This window comes from Xenorhabdus sp. Sc-CR9 (genome assembly GCF_963897815.1).
In the GTDB taxonomy this organism is placed as follows: Bacteria; Pseudomonadota; Gammaproteobacteria; order Enterobacterales; family Enterobacteriaceae; genus Xenorhabdus.
The window spans coordinates 1-18,916 of record NZ_CAWQTY010000207.1; the positions used below are offsets into that span (position 1 = coordinate 1).

Here is an 18,916-nt window from a genome sequence, read left to right on the forward strand (position 1 = left end):
GTGTCACTGCCAGTGCATGATGCGTTTCCGGCATCGGCAGACACTGCATATCATCCCCGTGCCCGTGATGCCCCTGATTGCTGATGTAATCGTTCACCGCGTCAATAAAGGGCTGGCTGATTACGCCCGAATCCAGCAACAAATATGCATTGGCGGTGCCCGCGCCACGGGGCGCGTCATGCAGGAAGAAAATACGGTCGATACTCAATCCAACCCGGCTGGCTATCATGCCGCGATAAACGGCATCCGTGTGGTAGTTGCCCACCAAGTTATATTGGTTGCGGCAACGGTCGCGCAAATCATCGTCGGACTCGGCATCCGCACCGGGCGTCAGTAACCAGCCCTCTTCATTTTGTACCCGTTCAATACCGGACACCGCCACGGGCAGAATGCGAAAATAGCCGGGCGCAAGGTTGAATGCGCCGCCTGCCGATGCAGCCCAAACAGGCAGCAAGGCACTGGTGACACCCTCGGCAATCGCTACACTTTCCGTGGTGCTGACACGATAGATTTCACCATTAAGGCGCTCAGTCTGGATCACCGTTCCGGCAGGCACCGTCACCGACGAAGCACCCTCCGCTTTATAGAAACGGATCACCCCCTGCGCTGCGGTGGCTTCCTTGCGTTTCAGGTTGACGCCCCACGCAAACATATCCAGCCATGCGCCTGATGTGGTCGCCAGATACATATTTTTCAACGTGACGTTGATTAATGCCTCTTTCAGCCACAATACCGGGCGCGTGACGAGGGTATTAACCAGCCGCCAGAACGGGGACATCCTTGAGGTGTTGGTCACCAGCCCGGCTTCATCCACCACCTTGGCAAAGGCCGCACTGATGTCGGTTTCCGTGGTCGGCATCCCGCTGTCACGCAGTACCTTTTCGTAATCAATCGTCGGTTTAGTTTCCATTGCCTACACTCACATTAATACGACCAAAATCGTAAGTTTCAGCCGTGATCCATAATTTAGTCAGCGATTCCTCATTAATGCTGACTGTCCCAGGAATAATCCGCTCATCGTTTTCAACCAGAATCACCATCTGTGTGTGAATATCTGCCCGTAATGCCGGGCTGCGTTCAGCAATTAAGTTTGTTGCCAATCCACTTTCGATAATTGCATGAACACAGTCCTGAGCAATAGAGACACGGTTATTGCACAATTGCGGTTCATTTCCTGAATTAAGCGTAAAATCACGCTCGCTAATTAATAAATCAATATATTTAGGCTTATCCATAAGCTACGTGTTCCCATTCCATTAATTGATCCGGCGTTACGGCACTGGAAATATTAAGTGTCACACTTTCAATACGGCGGCTGTTATCATTGACAGTCTGTGAATTACCCGCCACTTCATTAATCAGGCCATTTTTATTAATACCCAGTTTATTTCCGCCAGTTAATATCTCTTGTGTTGCCGTTAAATTGGTAGAGAGAGAAGGTCGGGCTATTAGTTTTTGCGTATCATTTCCCATTCCCATATTAGGAATTGTGCTTATTGATTTCACCAAATCTTTTTCAATCGGAATAGTTTCAATATTTACACCGGGAAGATAATTTAATTTATCGATAACCCAATTGATTTCCTCAGCAAAAGAATCTTTAATCCAACCAAATAGGCTGCTGAAAATATTGGCTATGCCATCTACCATTTCAGAAAAAAACTTTACTAAAGTAAGTTCTCTGAAAGAGTTACCTAAATTATCCCAGTCACCCGTGATGACTTTACATACGAGGCTAAATATCTCAGCTAAACCGCCAATGGCATAGCTAATTAAATTGATAGGCAACATGATCAAACCAATTGCACCAGCAACAATACTGCCAAAAGTACTTCCCGCCCCTGTTACATTTTTAAGTTCTTCATCGGTATATTGGATAGGTGATAATAGGTCAGAAAATCCGCCGAATAAGGTACTTATTAAATTCCCAAACAGGTCAATTCCTTTACCAAGGACACCAAATAAGGCCTTAACGACATTCCAGATGGAACTTATTGCCCCACCAACCGCACCAAATAAAAATGAGAAAGGCGAAAGTGAGTCACTGGCTTCACTGAAGCCCTGAATAAACCCTGTAATAAATGCCTTGATAGGTTGCCAGAACTTAATAACTGCAATGGCCAATCCCGCAATAACGGCAATAATCAATAATATTGGCCAGCTCATAAAACTGAATGCAATACCCGTTAAAATCGCCGCGACCCGGATAGCCAGCAATGTGCCACGTAATATTGTCAGGCCAGTATTCCATGCAATAATAGCCGCGTGGTAAAGCCATATTGCCGCCGCGCCCAATTTTGTGATCAAGGTAAAAACAACAAAAATCCCTCTCAGGCCAATCAGGATAAATTTGGATATTCCCATCACAATATTGGCCACAGCCCCCGCAACAGCAAAGTTCATGATCGCTAGTGTGATATAACCCACCCAACGTGCGATATTGGGGAACAGCTTCATCCAACGCACCAACACTTGAGTAGTATCAGCAAACCGATTGACCAAGGGTGTTATCATCGGCAACAATGCTGAACCAATCAAGATATGGAGGTTTTCCCAAATTTGCTGTAGCCGTTCCCACGGATCAGCCATCCGCGCGGCCATTTCACGGGTACGATCCATTCCATCATTCGCCCCCAGTAACGCTATACTCTTATTTAACACATCAACATCGTTGAAAAGTGTTTTAACAACGACAGCTGAGTCGCCAAATGCTGCCTCAATTTCTGCTTGGGCTTTAAGGTTACCCTCAATGCTCTTGCCATATTTGGCCTGTAGTTTCTCCAGTATTTCCGGCATGGAAAGCATCTGCCCGGACGCATTAACAAAACTTAACCCCAGGCTTTTCCCCCCATTAACCACAACTGACAAGAAGGATTCATAAGCCCGGCTGGATTCATCCCCCAATGAGCTTTGTAACTGACCCAATACAGCCAGCTGTTCATCAATCCCCACGCCGAAGTTCATTCCCGCTTTACGAGCGCCTTCCAACAGTTGTGTCATTTCCGGCATACTGGTGCCGAATGTCTGCGCCATAAACACGGCTTTGCCGGATAGTTCTTCCGCAAATTGAAGATGCCCGACAGACTCAGCGTGGTCAGAAAACAGAGCAAACATTTTCCCCATATAAGTTGCAGCATCTGTTGAGCTGGCTTTCAGGGCCACAGCAGTGGTGTTGGCAATCTTGGTCATCTGGGGCAATTCCGTTTGCTCCAATCCTTGTACTGCCTTGTTAATTTCCGCTGCGGAATTCACAAACTCAATGGCTGATTTGCCATACTGTGAGCTGAAGGTCACGGAATCTTTGGCAATTTTTGCCATAACACCGCTATCAATGCCTTGTAATGAAGCTGATTTCAGGGCGTCATCCATTTGAATGGCTGATTCAAGGAAGCTATGTGTTGACCAGAATGAATCAGCGATTGTTTGTCCACCCGCTGAAATCGTTCCAAATGCCTTTTGTGATTCCTTACCAAGATCACTAAGTTCCGTTTTTATACCGGCAATAGGTCGTGTAATACTACTAATTAAACTGTGTATATAACCCAGAATCATGGCTCACCCTTTAATGCCAATGCAATTCCATTTGCAGTTGCAATGCGTGTATATTCCCAATATCGATTGTCTAACCAAATTGCACGGGCTAAGCTTTCCGCTTCATCATTTTCATTGGGTAAATAATGACGACGCAAAGTTAAGGCCTGTTCAAATAAGCTATTTTCGATAGCCTTAACCCGCAAATTTAGTTTTTTATTTCAATTTCCAGTTTTGGTGCATAATCGGAATTGATTTTTTCAACCAATTGCATTGCTGCACCTGGAACCTGCAATAATTCATTCAATGCAGATTTAGAAGTAGGCTGCACAATACGACGCAAATAAGTTACAATTGGTACAATTTTATTATCCATGGTCATATCGTTAATCATATTATTATAAGCAACAATATTCGGCTCAAATTTAATTTCATCACCACCAACAACCAAAGTAACAATTTTATTTTCTTTGTTCATAATTTAATTCCTTTGTTTTATTTAATTCATTTATTATATTGTTTTCGGTAAACATCATCCCTGATGAAATAAGTAGCTCTATTACATTAATGCAATAAATGACTTCTTATGTTCTTTCATGCCCATAATCTTTAACCGATCAGATTACGGGTTAACTCTGCTTCCAAATAGGGAATACCATTGATGCGGACAAAATCAGGTGACGTAACCACAAATTTAACTTTATGGGTCATCACACTTCCCCCTTTGGGATCAACATCCAGAATATCGCTGAGGATCAGTTTGCAGCCATAAGCCTCGACTTTCATCTCTTCGTTGCCTGCTTTGGCATACCACATCAGATCCACAGGCTGAATACCCCGCCATGAACCTGCTGCACGCGCTTTAGCCGTAACGATATCCAGATATTTGGTACTGAGTTCAATTTCCCCTTCAGCCGCCACATCACCGGAAATATAGCCATCCGGCACCCCCTGTGTTTGGGCTACGGCAGTGTTGTCAGTAATGGACAGGTTGACCTTTTCAGCATGAACCAGATCACCATCCATATTAAAATCGACCGATTGACCGGAAATACGCTGGCTCATTTAGTTCCCTCCCAAATCCAGCAATAAACTTGCGGTAATCCCTTTCGGGCATTCATAAGTGCGAATGGTGATATAAATTTCTACCGTGTTTTTATTGCGCCATGTAATGACAATGTCACCATCTTCCGGCGATTTCACTTCACCGGGGAATGTCACGCCGTTAATTTCGGTGCTGCGGGACATTTCACGCAGAGTGCGGGCAAAATATGCCTGATGCGTGGCAATGCTAGCAGGCGTGCTGTTCAGAGTACGATTGGCTATTTTGGCGATAGCCTGCAAACGTACACGGCGAGCGACTTTATCCACGACACGCAAGTTTTCGATACTCTGGTAATCTCCGCTTTCCACATCCAGTGTCCGGCCATCTGACCAATACATACCGTCATAATCGGGATACCACATCGGCACGCTGAAACGCAGTTTTTCCAATGCTTGCAATGTCGCTAAATCAACCGGCTTCCCTGTACCATCAAGCGGAAAATCCGCTTTACCCAAATCCATCAATGGCCCTGTCTGGACGCGCGCCGGGCTATCTGCCACAGTTACAGCTCGATTGCACAAGCGGCCTGCCAATACTCCGGCTTCATTCCCCCATAGAGATGGCACCAATTGAACAGAAGTCGCTGCTTCACCCTTTTGCAGCTCAGCCAAGCGGGTAACATAATCCGCCCAGGTTTCTTTCGGCTGTGTTCCCTCAACGGATAAAATTGCCCACTGCCAACGTCCGAACTTAGCAATGGTATTTGCCCGCAGAGTCTGTGCTGCTTTGATAACGGCTTTAGTCACTCCGACTGTCAGAACATAACCTTCAACACTGGCAATATGCTGCACTGCTGTCACCGCTTCGATAAAAGCCAGCTCATCTGCCGATTCTGGTAAAACATGGACATACCCAGACCAGTTTTGTCCTGCATTTGCCATTGCCGCCAATACGGTACGTTTCAGAACACTATCCCCCATTCCCAGCACAGCATCAAAATCTGTCTGAGTATTCACGGAGATAGTTTTGCCTATGTTAGTTTTCCCTGTACCAACAAAGAGCAATACCCGCTCAATTTCCTTCGTTTCGCCCTGCAATTGGTTAACTTGGTTAACCTGTACATGTGGCCACATAATTTATTCCTTTATTTATACCTTTTGCTTTTGAACTGCTGCTTAACTGCCCATTCATCGTTATTGGATTTATCCAATAGGAGTGCCTGATTCATCCATGCCATACACAACACTATTTTCAGCAACCCAGATTTCAGGGCTTGCCAGCCGCCAGCGCTTACCATCAAAAGGAACAATACCGTTTTTATCCTCACGCATGACCACCGATTCCGACAATGACAATGACACGACAACAATGGCTGTTTCTTCATTCACTTTCATCGTCATCGTTGGACGTTCCTGTCCCTGATTGGGATTCCCTGATTCATCGTTTTGCTCAGTGAGCCACACATCAATTAACAGCGGGATATATCGGGGATCGTAATCCTTGTATGGAAATCTTCCCCATGTCATCACCGCGTCATATTTCTGGATAAACATCTGGTATTGCCCCAACCCTAAATCCCGTTGAGCCTGGATGAAGCGAATTTTCCCCGTTTCACTGGTGAATTCCGTTTTACCTAAGTTCTCTGGCAAATTTTCCCGTAAGAATGTCGTTAATTGCTGTAATCTGTTCATATTTTGCTTACCGCTCAGGTTTCAATTTTTTCATCATTACGAGTTAAATAAGCCGTTTACACTTATCAACGGGTGGCAATCCTTTGCCGCTGTGTTTCCACATTTGATTAAAGATTAAATTAAGGCATTTAACTCTTTCCATTCGAATCAAATATATTATTGCGGATTCAATAAAATGCGGCGAATGGTTTAGTTCTGATGAATTCGGATATAAGGCAATAACCGATTTTGGCCGAAATAATCTGTGAATTAATGCCCGGCAACTTTCAATAAATCGAGTGCAGCCTGACGTTGCTGGGGATTAAGGTTATTAATGACGGTTCGTAACAATTTGTCACCCGTTTTGGCGCTGGGACTCAGTGTATGGGAAAAAGTCAAATTCATGACGAATCGATAACCACATTCAATATCAGCACATACACAATAAAGATCTGAGATTTCGGGATGTTTCCGGTTTGTTTTACTTACGGTTGCTTTGGCGCCACATTCGGGGCAAATGATTTTTAACACGCGCATTTGACTGACTTCCTAAAGGGTCTATTTTCGGAGAGGTTGAATCTTGGCGCATTTTACTCTCAATCAGGCCCAATCTGAGTGGGTACTGATATGTTGCATTCCTGATACAGCAACGTATCCCGAATAGTCAATGCACCCGGAGTATGGTGCTTATTTTGGATATAGTTTCAACAACCATTCTCCATAAATCTTTTCATTCATGAGTATCAGTTTTTCTCGTTGTATCTCTCTGTTAGAAAAAGCTATAGTCCGCGCCACTCAGGGTTGCTGAGTCATTTACCTACACTGCTTAATCACCGGGATATATACCAGTCCTTGGCATATATCATGGCCGCTCTTCGGCAAAATCTTGATGAAAAGCAGAGCATTTCTAGCTGATTTTTTATGTGGAGACGACAGTAGTGAAACTGCTGCGCAAGAATGACAGTGCATTTGTACCTGTCGCGGGCTTGACTGTTTTTGCAATTGCTTCTGGTTACTTAATGAGTTTAATTCCTTTGTCGATGGCAAGTTTCAGCATTGACACGGTTTATGCAAGTTGGTTGGCCAGTGCTTATTACGTCGGTTTATTAATAGGATCAATGATGATTGAACCTGTGATTGCAAAAATCGGCCACCGTCTTTCATTTATTGCTTTTCTGATACTTTTAACAGCAACAGTCATTGTGTTGCCTTTTTTTCCGAATAAAGAGATCTGGCTGGTTGTTCGCTGTATAGCCGGCATCGCTGTTGCCGGGATCTTTGTCGTCGTAGAGTCTTGGCTGTTGATTGGTGATAATCCCAAAGAACGTGCCAAACGCTTAAGTTTTTACATGACATCCCTCTATGGCGGAACCACTTTGGGTCAATTGTTGATAGGCTCCATCGGTACTCAGGGAATGCTCCCTTTCATGGCTGTTTCAGCCCTGCTTCTATTAGCCATTTTGCCACCATTACTTGTACGTCACGGGCAACCGCCTTCGCTGCATCACCAGAGCTTGTCGCTGAAAAAAATCTCCCGGTTTAGTAAGCCCGCCATTGTTGGCTGTATGACTTCCGGGATTGTTATGGGCACTATCTATGGTCTGATGCCTTTATCGCTCAGTCAGAGCCATTTCAGCGCCGATCAGGTTGGTGTGTTGATGGCAGCAATTGTTTTGGGTGGAATGGTTATACAACCGATTATCAGCAGGTTGTCTGTTATCATAAACAAGACTTTCCTATTGGCAATGGTGTCATTATTGGGTGTCTTCGCCGTGGGAATAACATATCTGTTTGACCATTACATTGTGACGATTGTGGCCTTGGCGCTTTTGGGTATGTCCTCTTTCGCACTATACCCAATCGCCATCACTCTCGCCTGTGACAAACTGGATTCATCCTATATTGTGGTGGCAAGCCAAGTCATGCTGCTAAGTTACAGTGTTGGTTCAGCTATTGGCCCACTGGGAGCAGGGCATTTTATGCTGCAACACTATTTTAGTGCCCAGCACACAGGATTAATGAGTTTCTTCTTTATTGTCTTGCTGGTGACGGCCATTTATATGCTGTTAGCGAGTTTGCGCCGTAAAGACAGGGTATTGGCAAGCTAAGGAATCTCTGATACGCCGCCAATAAAGCGGCAACTTGAAAGATGAAAGGTATAACACAGTAAAAATATGGAGTTATTAAATGCAAATACAACCAGCCACTGCAACTGATTTCACAATATTGATTCAAATTTGGGAAGACTCTGTAATTGCTACTCATGATTTCCTGCCTGCGGAGATGATTGAGATTCTGCGTCCACAGATCCTTAACGATTACCTGCCTCATCTCACTGTTTATAAGGCAGTAGATGAAAACCAAAATATCGTAGGATTTATCAGTACGGCTCAACATCGTGTGGAAATGCTGTTTGTATCACCACAGGTTAGAGGAGCGGGGATCGGTAAAAAGTTGCTGAAATTTGCCATTGATGAATTACAGGTCAGTGAATTGGATGTTAATGAACAAAATGGGCAAGGTGTTGGTTTCTATATTCATATGGGATTTCAGGTTTTTTCCCGTTCAGAGTTAGACGGACAAGGAAATCCGTTCCCATTATTACACATGAAATTGGTTTAAAATTATCTCTGTAGTTTCTTGTGCCCTTTATCCTTCAAGTTGCTGCTCTGTTGATTACGCTGCAACTTGAAAAACGACAGATATATTTCTTAATGTTCCGGGTGTAAAAACGTTCCATAAATAAGATAAATGTATTCATTTTCAATGAAAATGAAACCCATCGTTAAATAGAATTGCTTTTCATTTTATCCTTCGAAAAAAATAATAATAAATCAAACAAAGCTATTTATATGGAGTTTAAAATAAATAAAATTAAAGTAATGGGGTGGTTTGTAAACAATTAGAGTGGAATTAATAAATTAATGATATAATCACGTCGTCATAAATGTTTCTATATTGAGTTTGTTACAAATGAATCATCTACAACAACCTTCTTCATCAGGAATGAAGCTCTTTACCGATCTTGTTGGAAAGCGTGTTACCCCCGGGGAGCACTGGCACTCTTCCAGCAATCGTACCAAATTTGCATTTCGCAGTATCCTGACACCGGTTTCTACATTGAAATTCTTGGACGGTCTTGCCAGGACGCCGCGCTACTTGGATATTTTAAAGAAGCAGCCTAGCCTGCCTTGTAAATTACATCGCCCATACCTGAGCATTAACTTTAAACGCAAGCAAATTGCCTGTGCTCTGAATGAGCATTACCAATTATTATTCAAACAATTAGAATCCGCTATCATTAGCAGAATACTTGATAACCATTCTTATTTATTAGCAACCATTCAGGGAAAAAATGAATCATTTATGATTTATATTGATTCACTGGATAATCTGAATAAAGAAGGTGAACTTTCTTTATATATCACTACCACAGAGAATATCATTCTGGCCAAGTGTGCATTCACTTTATTAACCGTGGATAGTAAACAAACTTTATTTATCGGAGTATTACAAGGGCCAACTAAAGGGGATAATTCTCTGGAGATTATCCGCCATGCAACCAAAGAGTGCCACGGGCTGTTTCCTAAGCGTCTGTTGATTGAGGCTATCTGCTGTTTCGCCGAGTATGTCGATTGTGAACAAATCCTGGCGGTAAGTAATGAAACTCATATCTACCGTAGTATCCGTTATTGGCATAAGAAGAAAAACCAGATGGTGGCTGATTATAATTCTTTCTGGGAATCCCTGAGTGGGGTCAGAAAGGAAAATAATGATTTCCATTTGCCATCAATCATAGAAAGAAAATCACTGGATGATATCCCCAGTAAGAAACGCGCCGAATATCGCCGTCGTTATCAATTATTGGACGAGTTAGAAAACAGTATCAAAGCATCCCTTACTGCTTAATTTCTCCTCTGGAAGAAATACCAAGTCTAAATATTAGCGGGGTTTCGCCATTAGCCATTCAAGATGGGTTTTAATGGCGGGCCACTCACTGAGCAGAATGCTATAGACACAAGTATCCCGTATCGAACCATCTTTAGCTTGCATGTGATTACGCAAAATACCGTCCAACTTTGCGCCTAACCGCTCAATCGCCCTGCGACTCTGATGATTCAAAAAATGGGTTCGGAATTCCACCGCCAAACATCCCTGCTCTTCAAAGGCGTATTGCAGCAATAACAATTTTGCTTCCGTATTGATGGAGGTTCGTTGAACAGAACGCGCATACCATGTCGAACCAATTTCCAGTCTGGGAATATTTTCATCAATATTCATATAGGTTGTCATCCCAACAGCATTGCCTGTTGCATTATCGATAACAGTAAAAGGCAGCATTGTTCCTTTTATATTTAATGAGATACGACGCTCAATTTCCTTATGGACATTGTCAGGTTCAGGAACACTGGTATACCACAATTTATGTAATTGCCCATCCTCAATAGCACATACAAATTCATCATGCCGATCATGGGAAAGAGGCACTAAAGTGACATTTTTTCCTGTCAACGTAATCCAATCAGTTATTTTTTTCATGCTCATTTTTTACCATGGTTGAAGAAGCCGCTGGCAGTATGCATAGCTAAGAGATGCACAACAATCATCAATCGGGAGTATTTATTCCCAATGGATTTCATGATACCTGTCACAATCACTTAACAAAGTTATTCCAATCAAGCCGGAACCGTCTAAATTTGATAACCATCTCATCCGACCACTTAACCATAGCCAAGTGAAAACTTAAGTCATACAGAAAAATTATATTTCTTGAGCTACCAAATATTTGATGGAGAACGCAATGAGCAATTACCCTCACCTGCTTGCACCGCTGGATTTGGGCTTTACCACATTGAAAAATCGTGTATTGATGGGATCAATGCATACCGGGCTTGAGGAACACCCCGACGGCGCCCGACGGTTGGCTCAGTTCTATGCAGAACGGGCTGCTGGTGGCGTTGCATTGATTGTGACTGGCGGTATTGCACCAAACCCGCAGGGCGTTGTTGCCTCAGGTGCAAGTGTCCTCAATAGCGAGGATTCCCTGCCTCACCATAAATTCATTACGGATGCTGTACATCAGGCGGGGGGGAAAATTGCCCTGCAAATTCTGCATACAGGGCGCTACAGCTATCAGAAAAACCTTGTTGCCCCTTCTGCTATTCAAGCCCCTATCAATCCCTTTATGCCCCGAGAAATGTCTGAAGAAGATATCCAGCAAACAATCAAAGATTTCGCCCGATGTGCCCAACTTGCCCAACTTGCAGGTTATGACGGCGTCGAAATCATGGGTTCAGAAGGTTATCTCATCAATCAGTTTTTGGTTGCGCGTACAAATCACCGACAAGATAAATGGGGCGGCTCCTTCGAAAATCGTATGCGTTTTGCTCTGGAAATTGTCAAAACCGTCCGCGCCATCACGGGAGAACGTTTTATCATTATTTATCGTCTCTCCATGCTGGATCTGGTCGAAGACGGCTCTAACTGGCAAGAGATCGAACAACTGGCGTTGAAAATAGAGAAGGCTGGCGCATCCATCATCAATACGGGTATCGGTTGGCATGAAGCGCGCATTCCAACCATTGCAACGATGGTTCCCAGAGCAGGATTCAGTTGGGTAACGCAAAAATTGATGGGAAAAGTCAGCATTCCTTTAATTACGACCAACCGCATCAACGATCCACAAGTTGCCGAACAAATCCTCAGTGAAGGTTGCGCGGATATGGTATCTATGGCGCGCCCTTTCCTTGCTGATGCCGAATTTGTCCTGAAAGCTGAGCAAAACCGGGCTGATGAAATAAATACCTGCATCGGTTGTAACCAAGCTTGTCTGGACAGAATCTTTGTCGGCAAGCTGACTTCGTGTCTGGTCAATCCACGCGCCTGCCATGAAACTGAATTGATTGCCGAACCAGCCACCTCGCCTAAAACCATTGCCGTTATTGGTGCCGGCCCTGCGGGATTATCCTTTGCCATCACGGCAGCCAGCCGAGGACATCATGTCACGCTGTTTGAACGTGACAACCAGATTGGCGGGCAATTTAACATTGCCAAACAAATTCCGGGTAAAGAAGAGTTCCACGAAACACTGCGTTATTTTGATCGGCAATTGGCCCTCAATGGTGTTGATATTCGCCTCAATCACACAGCAACTGCCGAGCAGCTTTCATCATTTGATGAAATCATCCTCTCAACAGGCATTACACCACGTATTCTCGATATTGACGGTATTGATCACAACAAGGTGCTGACTTACATTGATGTATTAAAACACAAACGACCAGTAGGAAAACGTGTCGCCATCATCGGTGCAGGTGGCATTGGTTTTGATACCGCAGAGTATCTGAGCCAAAGCGGGCAAAGTACCAGTTTGAGCAGCCATGCGTTCAGCCATGAATGGGGCATTGATCAGACCATTATGCATCGGGGTGGATTACGCCCGGAAGGAACACAGGTCGAACGTTCCCCACGAAAAATTTATCTGCTGCAACGCAAAGATTCCAAAGTCGGTGACGGCTTGGGGAAAACCACGGGGTGGGTGCATAGAGCCAGTCTGTCGATGCGCGGTGTCACCATGCTGAATAGTGTTCAATACCTGAAAATTGATGATCAGGGGCTACATATCCGTCGTGGTGATGAACAGCAATGCCTTGAAGTGGATAACGTCATTATTTGCGCAGGACAGTTGCCATTGAAAGAGCTTTGCCAACCGTTACAGGTGATGGGAAAAAGTGTGCATGTCATTGGCGGGGCTGATGTCGCAACCGAGCTGGACGCCCGTCGGGCTATCGATCAGGGGACTCGGTTGGCGCTCAAGATATAATGAATGGACGTTTAATTAATAGAATTTAAATGCAGAACGGCGATAGCGGATTTCATACCCGTTATCGCCGTTCCGGTTCCAGCGAATGCTTAACGCTCTGCTAATTGTTCTTCAATTCGAACATCTTCAGCCTGACAAACTGCTGCGGTAAACAATACATCAGTGGAGGAATTCAACCCTGTTTCAGTAGAGTCTTGCAGGACACCGATGATCAAGCCAACAGCAACAACCTGCATGGCGATTTCATTGGAAATACCAAACATGCTGCATGCCAGCGGAATCAACAATAACGAGCCACCGGCAATTCCCGAAGATCCACACGCAGCAATCGCCGAAACAACACTCAGCAATATTGCCGTAGGAATGTCTACAGTCATGCCCAAAGTATTCACTGCCGCCAATGTCAATACGGTAATAGTTATTGCCGCACCAGCCATATTAATGGTTGCCCCCAGAGGGATGGAAACGGAATAAGTATCTTCATCCAGATTCATACGACGGCACATTGCCATATTCACGGGAATATTAGCTGCTGAACTACGGGTAAAGAATGCCGTTACGCCACTTTCACGCAAGCATTCAAAAACCAGTGGGTAAGGGTTACGACGAATTTTCCAATAAACAATCAATGGATTGACGACCAGAGCAACAATAATCATGCAGCTAAGCAATACGGTTAATAGTTGAACATAACCGAGCAAGGCCTCAAATCCTGTTGTGGCAATCGTCGAAGAAACCAACCCGAAAATACCGATAGGCGCTAAACGGATAACAACTCGTACAAGTTGAGTCACCGCTCCTGACAGATCTTGGATCAGCGATTTAGTCGATTCATTGGCATGGCGTAAAGCGATACCCAAACCGATTGACCACGCCAGAATCCCAACGTAATTCCCTTTCAATATCGCATCAATTGGGTTAGCAACTACATTGATCAGCAACCCCCTCAGCACTTCAACGATATTTTCCGGGGGCGACATTTGGGCATCATTTGTCACCAACGTCAGTGTGGATGGAAATAACATACTGCCAATCACAGCCACAACTGCGGCAAGGAATGTCCCTATCAGATACAGAAATATAATGGGCCGCATATTGCTTTTTTGTCCTGCCTTGTGATTTGCAATTGAGGACATGACCAAGACCCACACTAAAACAGGAGCTACCGCTTTCAATGCTCCTACAAAGAGTGCTCCTAGCAATTCAACTGATTTGGCTGTTTCAGGTGCCAGCCATGCCAATAATATACCTAATATCAATCCGATTAAGATTTGTTTTACTAAGCTTCCTTGTACAAGGTATTGCACAAAGCCTTTTTGTTGTTTTTCCATAGCTTATCCATTTATATTTTATATTTTTGGCTTTATAAGCCTGATGTTTTTGTGTTTGCTTTCCCTGTATAGGGAAATTAAGAGAACGACAAAGAATAATTAATTGCAATATACAGACAACACCGCATTTGATAACAAATCATTTACATTTGTGTGATCGGAACATCAATTTTCGCATCGCATTAATCTCATCCCCCAACGACCCATACAGTAAAAAAACAAAAAATACTGTTTAAATTCATAACATTAAATAAATTAAACTTTTTCAGGAATAGGGGCGGATTGCTTTCAGTCATCAATATCAGAAATAGATTACTTTTCGTCATTAATCAAACCACAGATATGGCATTAATTGGTAAAATGCACAAATTCAACCCTTTCACGGGATAAATTGGCCATTTACGCTATTTCAGGAAACTTTATCAGACCATTAATCAATTGATATATATGGATGAGCTTATTTTTACATTTGTACCAATGTTCAATTGATCACCAAAATTTTCTATCTCGTTACTGCTGATTTTGTTAAAGTGGGCCATGTCAATCTTTATGCCACCTTGAAGGGATTTCGAGAGCATTTTATGACAATTAGAATTGAATATTTTGTCATCCAAAACATTCAATAGAAATTCACCATAAATGCACCATAAAAGTAAGATGCAATCTTTAACCCGCGTTTTAGGAACATTTGATGGAAATTGTAACAGACCTTATTTATGCACTTTGGCACCAAGATTACGAAACACTAGCTAACCCGTCTTTAGTATGGGCAATCTATATTTTGCTGTTTACCATCCTGTTTTTGGAAAACGGGGTACTGCCCGCAGCGTTTTTACCCGGTGATAGCCTATTGATATTAGTTGGTGTCTTAATTGCAAAAGAGACCATGAGTTTCCCGGTGACACTGCTCATTCTCACTGTCGGTGCCAGCCTCGGTTGCTGGATAGGATATCTTCAGGGGCGATGGCTTGGTAATACAAAGTTAGTGCAGGGCTGGCTGTCACATCTTCCTGCACATTATCATCAGCGCGCGCGCAACTTATTCCATCGTCATGGCTTATCTGCCTTGCTGATAGGCCGTTTCATTGCTTTTGTCAGAACTTTGCTGCCAACACTGGCTGGTCTTGCGGGTCTGAATAATAGTCGTTTTCAAATATTCAATTGGCTCAGTGGGTTTCTGTGGGTAATTATCCTGACAACCTTGGGCTATGCATTGGGTAAAAGCCCCCTGTTTCGCCAGTATGAAGAATATTTGATGAATTTTTTAGTGTTGTTACCTGTGGGTCTGTTACTCGCCGGCTTAATTGGCAGCCTGACTGTTATTTGGCGCAAAAAACGCTCCAATAATACCCTATTGTAATCTTCCGTTCTTCCTGTGGTATTGCGGAAAAACATACCACAGGAAATTCATCTTCCAGCCCGCTGAGCACTGTTCAAAAGCCAGTTTATTCACCTACTTCAGACGGTGTTTAAGATTAATTCGCAATATAATGTGACAAATTTTCATCTATTCATACTTTCAACTCCTTATAAAAGCGTCTATGTTAGAAATTCATCCATCGTATATTTAAGGAGATGAGTAATGGCACAGAAGAGAAACTCTGACGATTTACGTGCTGAACTACAATCCATTGCAGATACTCTGGAAGAAGTTCTCAATAATTCCGGCGACAAGTCAAAAGCTGAATTGGAAAAATTGCGTAGCAAAGCAGAAAAAACGCTAAAAGAGGCTCGCGTAACACTCAGCGATGCCAGCGATAGGCTGGTTGATCAAACTAAAGAAATTGCAGGCCATGCTGATAATTATGTCCGTGAAAATCCGTGGACAGCTGTCGGTATCGGCGCGGCAGTTGGCGTTGTATTAGGTGTTCTGTTGTCAAGGCGCTGAAATGACCCAATCCCCTCACTCAAAAGGCCCTGGAAAAGGGCTCCTTGATACTTTACGGCGAGTCGCAGCTATCGTTGTTCGCATGGTTGAAACCCGTATCCAACTCGCTGCTGTTGAGTTGGAAGAAGGTACAGCAACTCTGGTAAAACTGCTGCTGATGGTAGGACTTACTCTTTTATTCGCAGGCTTCGGTTTGATGTGTCTGCTGGTGCTAATATTCCTGACTATCGACCCGGCTTACCGGATGATTGCCATGGTAATTACTGCCGGGATCCTGCTGCTTCTCGCCGTGTTCGGTGCCATATGGACAATAAAAAAAGCTCAAAGATTGACATTTCTTAATGCAACTCGCGAACAACTGAATATTGATCGCAAAATGCTGGAGACGGATCAGCATGAATAAGTCACGGCAGCATCAACGCAAGTCACGGAAACAATTGTTATTACATGAGATCCGGCAACAGCGGCAATCACTTTCCAATTGCAGCCGACATTGGCTTGAAATCACACAATCTTATGATAAGGGCTGGCAAACTCTACTCACTTTCAAGTCACATGTTGCCGTTTGTTCTGCTATTGCCCTGTTCTATGGTCTGCGCCACCCCAACAAGGTTTATCGCTGGTCACGTCATATAATCAGTATTTTTGGGATCATGAAAATCGTACGAAATACACTTTATAAGTAGCCTTTTATAAATATTTACTCTCTAAATAAGGGTTAACCATGGTATTAATAATAACCCCTCATCTCAGCTTTCATCTCAATTCTGGCTTTTATTCAAATCTCTTTCTGTATCCGGGGTATTTTATTCAAAAAAATTGCATTAAATTGTTAATATTCCTTACTATCAAAGAATAACAGCAATTCTTACAATAGAATCCATCAGAGAATGATTAAAAAACCGCCATCATGTCTGTTTTTTTATTCAATTAAAGCCTGAAAAATATCTTATTTATTATTACCCGCAGTCATTAGGGATATAACCATGAAAAAATTTGAAGATAGCGGCCTGTTGGTCGCACGTATTTTAATATCCGTTCTTTTTATCATCGCAGGATATGGAAAATTAGGTGATGCTTATGCGGGAACACAAGAATTTATGGAAGCCATGAAGGTACCAGGCATTTTACTACCTCTGACTATCTTACTTGAACTCGGTGGTGGCCTTGCCGTCATGTTTGGTCTGCTGACCCGTACCACAGCGGTATTTACATTTATTTTCTGCATCCTGACGTCGATTCTGTTCCATCATGATTTTGCAGATAATATGAACCAGACTATGTTCCTGAAAAATCTTGCCATCAGTGCAGGCTACTTAATGCTGGCGATAATGGGTCCGGGTAAGTTCAGTATCGATGGTGTATTGAAGAAAAATTGGTAATCCCCCCTCTTTCCTAAAATAAAAGCCCCATACTGTGAACAAACAATATAGGGCTTTTATTTCTAATCATTTACCGCTACGTCCGTCTTATCGGTTGGCAAATAATTTTGGGATCTCACGTAAGCACCAAGCCTTAGCCTCTCCCATGCTATCGCGCCGCCAAGCAATGATGATGTTGGTTTCATGGCTGTATTCCGAGCTGAGAACCTGTAAACGGCCTTCAGCAATATCTCGTTCTACCATCGGATACGGCATAGTCGCCACTCCCAGTCCCGCCAAAAGCGCACGGCGTTTATCCTCCAGTGAACTTACCGTCAGGCGGGGCTGTTTATCCAACAGCTGAACCGTCAGAACAGGGCGCTCTCTTGCCGTGTCAGCAACTGCTATCCCGCGATATTTCACCCGCGTGGCATCAGACAGCGGTTCTGGTTCAGAATGGATAGGATGATCCGCACTGGCAACATAGACATTGTTAATCGAATAAAGTGGGCGGGAATTCACTTCAGCAGAGGCTCTGAAATGTAGATCCGGTGCAATTACTATATCAGCATGTCCGGTTGCCAACCGCTCCCAGGCACCCGCCAAAACTTCAGTTATCAACGAAAGTTGTGTATTCGATTTTTTTGCCAGTCTATCCACGAGAGGAAAAAGGGAGGCTGTCGGAAACAGGGCTTCACACACAATTGTCAGATGGGTTTCCCAACCACGGGCAAGCGCTTCTGCATCAGCCGTCAATTTATCCGCAGCTTCAAGCAACAAGCGTCCTCTTTCCAGTAACAGACGGCCAACATTAGTAAATTTCGTGCGATGACCAGAGCGGTCAAACAGTACGACATCCAGCTCTTCTTCCAGTTTCTGCATGGTATAACTCAATGCAGAAGGAACTCTCCCCAATTCATCCGCCGCCGCAGCAAAACTTCCCCGTCGGTCTATCGCATCCATAACTCTCAGGGATTCCAATGTTAGCGCACGCTCTTTGCCCATATCTTTCTCAATCAGGAATTTTGAATATAGCCACCAGATTAACTGGCTAACATTTCAACGTCCAGATAATTAAGATCGAAATTTGTATACTCTATGGGCTTGGCGTTAATTTGAAAGACAAAGGGTATCGTTTATTAGAGCGTGTTGATCTTTTTGGTATAAAAAGCAAGCAGCAAATGGGGCTGTTATAATGGTTTCGCCAAAAATCAAAACAATTACCCCAAATGCCAAGACTAATGTTAACAGATGATAGCTGGAAATT

The 18,916-nt window shown here is 43.6% G+C and carries 21 protein-coding genes; 9 read left to right on the forward strand and 12 right to left on the reverse strand.

The features are described 5' to 3' along the window. The 9 genes from AACQ81_RS15965 to AACQ81_RS16005 all read right to left on the reverse strand — a co-directional run. Positions 1-910: baseplate J/gp47 family protein (locus AACQ81_RS15965; RefSeq protein ID WP_237387917.1), on the reverse strand; the 910-nt coding region annotated here is incomplete at its 3' end. Then, positions 900-1,235 carry a DUF2590 family protein gene (locus tag AACQ81_RS15970; protein WP_237387918.1) on the reverse strand — a complete coding sequence of 112 codons (336 nt, stop codon included), beginning with the start codon at positions 1,233-1,235 and terminating at the stop codon, positions 900-902. The genes AACQ81_RS15970 and AACQ81_RS15965, both read right to left, overlap by 11 nt. Continuing rightward, positions 1,228-3,552 carry a phage tail tape measure protein gene (locus tag AACQ81_RS15975; RefSeq protein ID WP_237387919.1) on the reverse strand — a complete coding sequence of 775 codons (2,325 nt, stop codon included), beginning with the start codon at positions 3,550-3,552 and terminating at the stop codon, positions 1,228-1,230. The genes AACQ81_RS15970 and AACQ81_RS15975 overlap by 8 nt, the downstream gene beginning before the upstream one ends. After that, positions 3,549-3,737, reverse strand: a complete 189-nt coding sequence (locus AACQ81_RS15980; protein WP_237387920.1) for a DUF6890 family protein — start codon at positions 3,735-3,737, stop codon at positions 3,549-3,551. Before AACQ81_RS15980 ends, AACQ81_RS15975 begins: the two co-directional genes overlap by 4 nt. A gap of 2 nt (positions 3,738-3,739) precedes the next feature. After that, positions 3,740-4,009 (reverse strand): putative phage tail assembly chaperone, encoded by a 270-nt coding sequence (locus AACQ81_RS15985; RefSeq protein WP_237387921.1) that lies wholly within the window; start codon positions 4,007-4,009, stop codon positions 3,740-3,742. Positions 4,010-4,140: 131 nt separating this feature from the next. Continuing rightward, complete coding sequence (locus tag AACQ81_RS15990) at positions 4,141-4,596, reverse strand: DUF2597 family protein (protein WP_237387922.1); 456 nt, start codon at positions 4,594-4,596, stop codon at positions 4,141-4,143. Then, positions 4,597-5,712 carry a DUF2586 domain-containing protein gene (locus tag AACQ81_RS15995; RefSeq protein WP_237387937.1) on the reverse strand — a complete coding sequence of 372 codons (1,116 nt, stop codon included), beginning with the start codon at positions 5,710-5,712 and terminating at the stop codon, positions 4,597-4,599. 66 nt (positions 5,713-5,778) lie between these two features. After that, positions 5,779-6,267: a phage tail protein gene (locus AACQ81_RS16000; protein ID WP_237387923.1), complete on the reverse strand. Its 489-nt coding sequence runs from the start codon at positions 6,265-6,267 to the stop codon at positions 5,779-5,781. A 249-nt stretch (positions 6,268-6,516) separates the two neighbouring features. Beyond that, complete coding sequence (locus tag AACQ81_RS16005) at positions 6,517-6,783, reverse strand: ogr/Delta-like zinc finger family protein (protein WP_237387924.1); 267 nt, start codon at positions 6,781-6,783, stop codon at positions 6,517-6,519. 401 nt (positions 6,784-7,184) lie between these two features. On the opposite strand from AACQ81_RS16005, the gene AACQ81_RS16010 reads away from it, so the two are divergent. The 3 genes from AACQ81_RS16010 to AACQ81_RS16020 all read left to right on the forward strand — a co-directional run bounded on the left by AACQ81_RS16010 (position 7,185) and on the right by AACQ81_RS16020 (position 10,155). Next, positions 7,185-8,354 (forward strand): MFS transporter, encoded by a 1,170-nt coding sequence (locus AACQ81_RS16010; RefSeq protein ID WP_237387925.1) that lies wholly within the window; start codon positions 7,185-7,187, stop codon positions 8,352-8,354. Positions 8,355-8,433: 79 nt separating this feature from the next. Continuing rightward, positions 8,434-8,868 carry a GNAT family N-acetyltransferase gene (locus AACQ81_RS16015; protein ID WP_237387926.1) on the forward strand — a complete coding sequence of 145 codons (435 nt, stop codon included), beginning with the start codon at positions 8,434-8,436 and terminating at the stop codon, positions 8,866-8,868. A gap of 351 nt (positions 8,869-9,219) precedes the next feature. Beyond that, on the forward strand, positions 9,220-10,155 hold the full coding sequence (locus AACQ81_RS16020; RefSeq protein WP_237387927.1) for a VirK/YbjX family protein: 936 nt from the start codon (positions 9,220-9,222) through the stop codon (positions 10,153-10,155). A 33-nt stretch (positions 10,156-10,188) separates the two neighbouring features. Here the strand turns inward: AACQ81_RS16020 and AACQ81_RS16025 are convergent, their stop codons facing one another. Next, positions 10,189-10,785: a GNAT family N-acetyltransferase gene (locus AACQ81_RS16025; protein ID WP_237387928.1), complete on the reverse strand. Its 597-nt coding sequence runs from the start codon at positions 10,783-10,785 to the stop codon at positions 10,189-10,191. A gap of 262 nt (positions 10,786-11,047) precedes the next feature. Between AACQ81_RS16025 and AACQ81_RS16030 the strand changes: the two genes are divergently transcribed. Then, positions 11,048-13,069: an NADPH-dependent 2,4-dienoyl-CoA reductase gene (locus AACQ81_RS16030; RefSeq protein WP_237387929.1), complete on the forward strand. Its 2,022-nt coding sequence runs from the start codon at positions 11,048-11,050 to the stop codon at positions 13,067-13,069. 89 nt (positions 13,070-13,158) lie between these two features. Here AACQ81_RS16030 and sstT read toward each other — a convergent pair whose 3' ends face one another. Next, complete coding sequence (gene sstT / locus AACQ81_RS16035) at positions 13,159-14,400, reverse strand: serine/threonine transporter SstT (protein ID WP_237387930.1); 1,242 nt, start codon at positions 14,398-14,400, stop codon at positions 13,159-13,161. A gap of 691 nt (positions 14,401-15,091) precedes the next feature. Between sstT and AACQ81_RS16040 the strand changes: the two genes are divergently transcribed. The 5 genes from AACQ81_RS16040 to AACQ81_RS16060 all read left to right on the forward strand — a co-directional run bounded on the left by AACQ81_RS16040 (position 15,092) and on the right by AACQ81_RS16060 (position 17,670). Further along, complete coding sequence (locus AACQ81_RS16040) at positions 15,092-15,760, forward strand: DedA family protein (RefSeq protein WP_237387931.1); 669 nt, start codon at positions 15,092-15,094, stop codon at positions 15,758-15,760. A 222-nt stretch (positions 15,761-15,982) separates the two neighbouring features. Beyond that, positions 15,983-16,288, forward strand: coding sequence for a DUF883 family protein (locus tag AACQ81_RS16045; RefSeq protein WP_237387932.1), 306 nt, complete (start codon positions 15,983-15,985; stop codon positions 16,286-16,288). Position 16,289: 1 nt separating this feature from the next. After that, positions 16,290-16,691: a phage holin family protein gene (locus AACQ81_RS16050; RefSeq protein ID WP_237387933.1), complete on the forward strand. Its 402-nt coding sequence runs from the start codon at positions 16,290-16,292 to the stop codon at positions 16,689-16,691. Beyond that, on the forward strand, positions 16,684-16,974 hold the full coding sequence (locus AACQ81_RS16055; RefSeq protein ID WP_237387934.1) for a YqjK-like family protein: 291 nt from the start codon (positions 16,684-16,686) through the stop codon (positions 16,972-16,974). The genes AACQ81_RS16050 and AACQ81_RS16055 overlap by 8 nt, the downstream gene beginning before the upstream one ends. A gap of 300 nt (positions 16,975-17,274) precedes the next feature. Next, positions 17,275-17,670 carry a DoxX family protein gene (locus AACQ81_RS16060; protein WP_237387935.1) on the forward strand — a complete coding sequence of 132 codons (396 nt, stop codon included), beginning with the start codon at positions 17,275-17,277 and terminating at the stop codon, positions 17,668-17,670. An 87-nt stretch (positions 17,671-17,757) separates the two neighbouring features. Here AACQ81_RS16060 and AACQ81_RS16065 read toward each other — a convergent pair whose 3' ends face one another. Next, on the reverse strand, positions 17,758-18,654 hold the full coding sequence (locus AACQ81_RS16065) for a LysR family transcriptional regulator (protein WP_237387936.1): 897 nt from the start codon (positions 18,652-18,654) through the stop codon (positions 17,758-17,760). Positions 18,655-18,916 lie beyond the last annotated feature (262 nt).

Bases quoted from the DNA above. Each gene is read 5' to 3' on its own strand.
- AACQ81_RS16020 (WP_237387927.1), top strand. From the start codon at position 9,220: ATGAATCATCTACAACAACCTTCTTCATCAGGAATGAAGCTCTTTACC.
- AACQ81_RS16000 (WP_237387923.1), bottom strand. From the start codon at position 6,267: ATGAACAGATTACAGCAATTAACGACATTCTTACGGGAAAATTTGCCA.
- AACQ81_RS16060 (WP_237387935.1), top strand. From the start codon at position 17,275: ATGAAAAAATTTGAAGATAGCGGCCTGTTGGTCGCACGTATTTTAATA.
- AACQ81_RS16055 (WP_237387934.1), top strand. From the start codon at position 16,684: ATGAATAAGTCACGGCAGCATCAACGCAAGTCACGGAAACAATTGTTA.
- AACQ81_RS16040 (WP_237387931.1), top strand. From the start codon at position 15,092: ATGGAAATTGTAACAGACCTTATTTATGCACTTTGGCACCAAGATTAC.
- AACQ81_RS16050 (WP_237387933.1), top strand. From the start codon at position 16,290: ATGACCCAATCCCCTCACTCAAAAGGCCCTGGAAAAGGGCTCCTTGAT.
- AACQ81_RS15970 (WP_237387918.1), bottom strand. From the start codon at position 1,235: ATGGATAAGCCTAAATATATTGATTTATTAATTAGCGAGCGTGATTTT.
- AACQ81_RS16065 (WP_237387936.1), bottom strand. From the start codon at position 18,654: ATGGGCAAAGAGCGTGCGCTAACATTGGAATCCCTGAGAGTTATGGAT.
- AACQ81_RS16025 (WP_237387928.1), bottom strand. From the start codon at position 10,785: ATGAAAAAAATAACTGATTGGATTACGTTGACAGGAAAAAATGTCACT.
- AACQ81_RS16030 (WP_237387929.1), top strand. From the start codon at position 11,048: ATGAGCAATTACCCTCACCTGCTTGCACCGCTGGATTTGGGCTTTACC.
- AACQ81_RS16045 (WP_237387932.1), top strand. From the start codon at position 15,983: ATGGCACAGAAGAGAAACTCTGACGATTTACGTGCTGAACTACAATCC.
- AACQ81_RS16005 (WP_237387924.1), bottom strand. From the start codon at position 6,783: ATGCGCGTGTTAAAAATCATTTGCCCCGAATGTGGCGCCAAAGCAACC.
- AACQ81_RS15975 (WP_237387919.1), bottom strand. From the start codon at position 3,552: ATGATTCTGGGTTATATACACAGTTTAATTAGTAGTATTACACGACCT.
- AACQ81_RS15990 (WP_237387922.1), bottom strand. From the start codon at position 4,596: ATGAGCCAGCGTATTTCCGGTCAATCGGTCGATTTTAATATGGATGGT.
- AACQ81_RS16015 (WP_237387926.1), top strand. From the start codon at position 8,434: ATGCAAATACAACCAGCCACTGCAACTGATTTCACAATATTGATTCAA.
- sstT (WP_237387930.1), bottom strand. From the start codon at position 14,400: ATGGAAAAACAACAAAAAGGCTTTGTGCAATACCTTGTACAAGGAAGC.
- AACQ81_RS15985 (WP_237387921.1), bottom strand. From the start codon at position 4,009: ATGAACAAAGAAAATAAAATTGTTACTTTGGTTGTTGGTGGTGATGAA.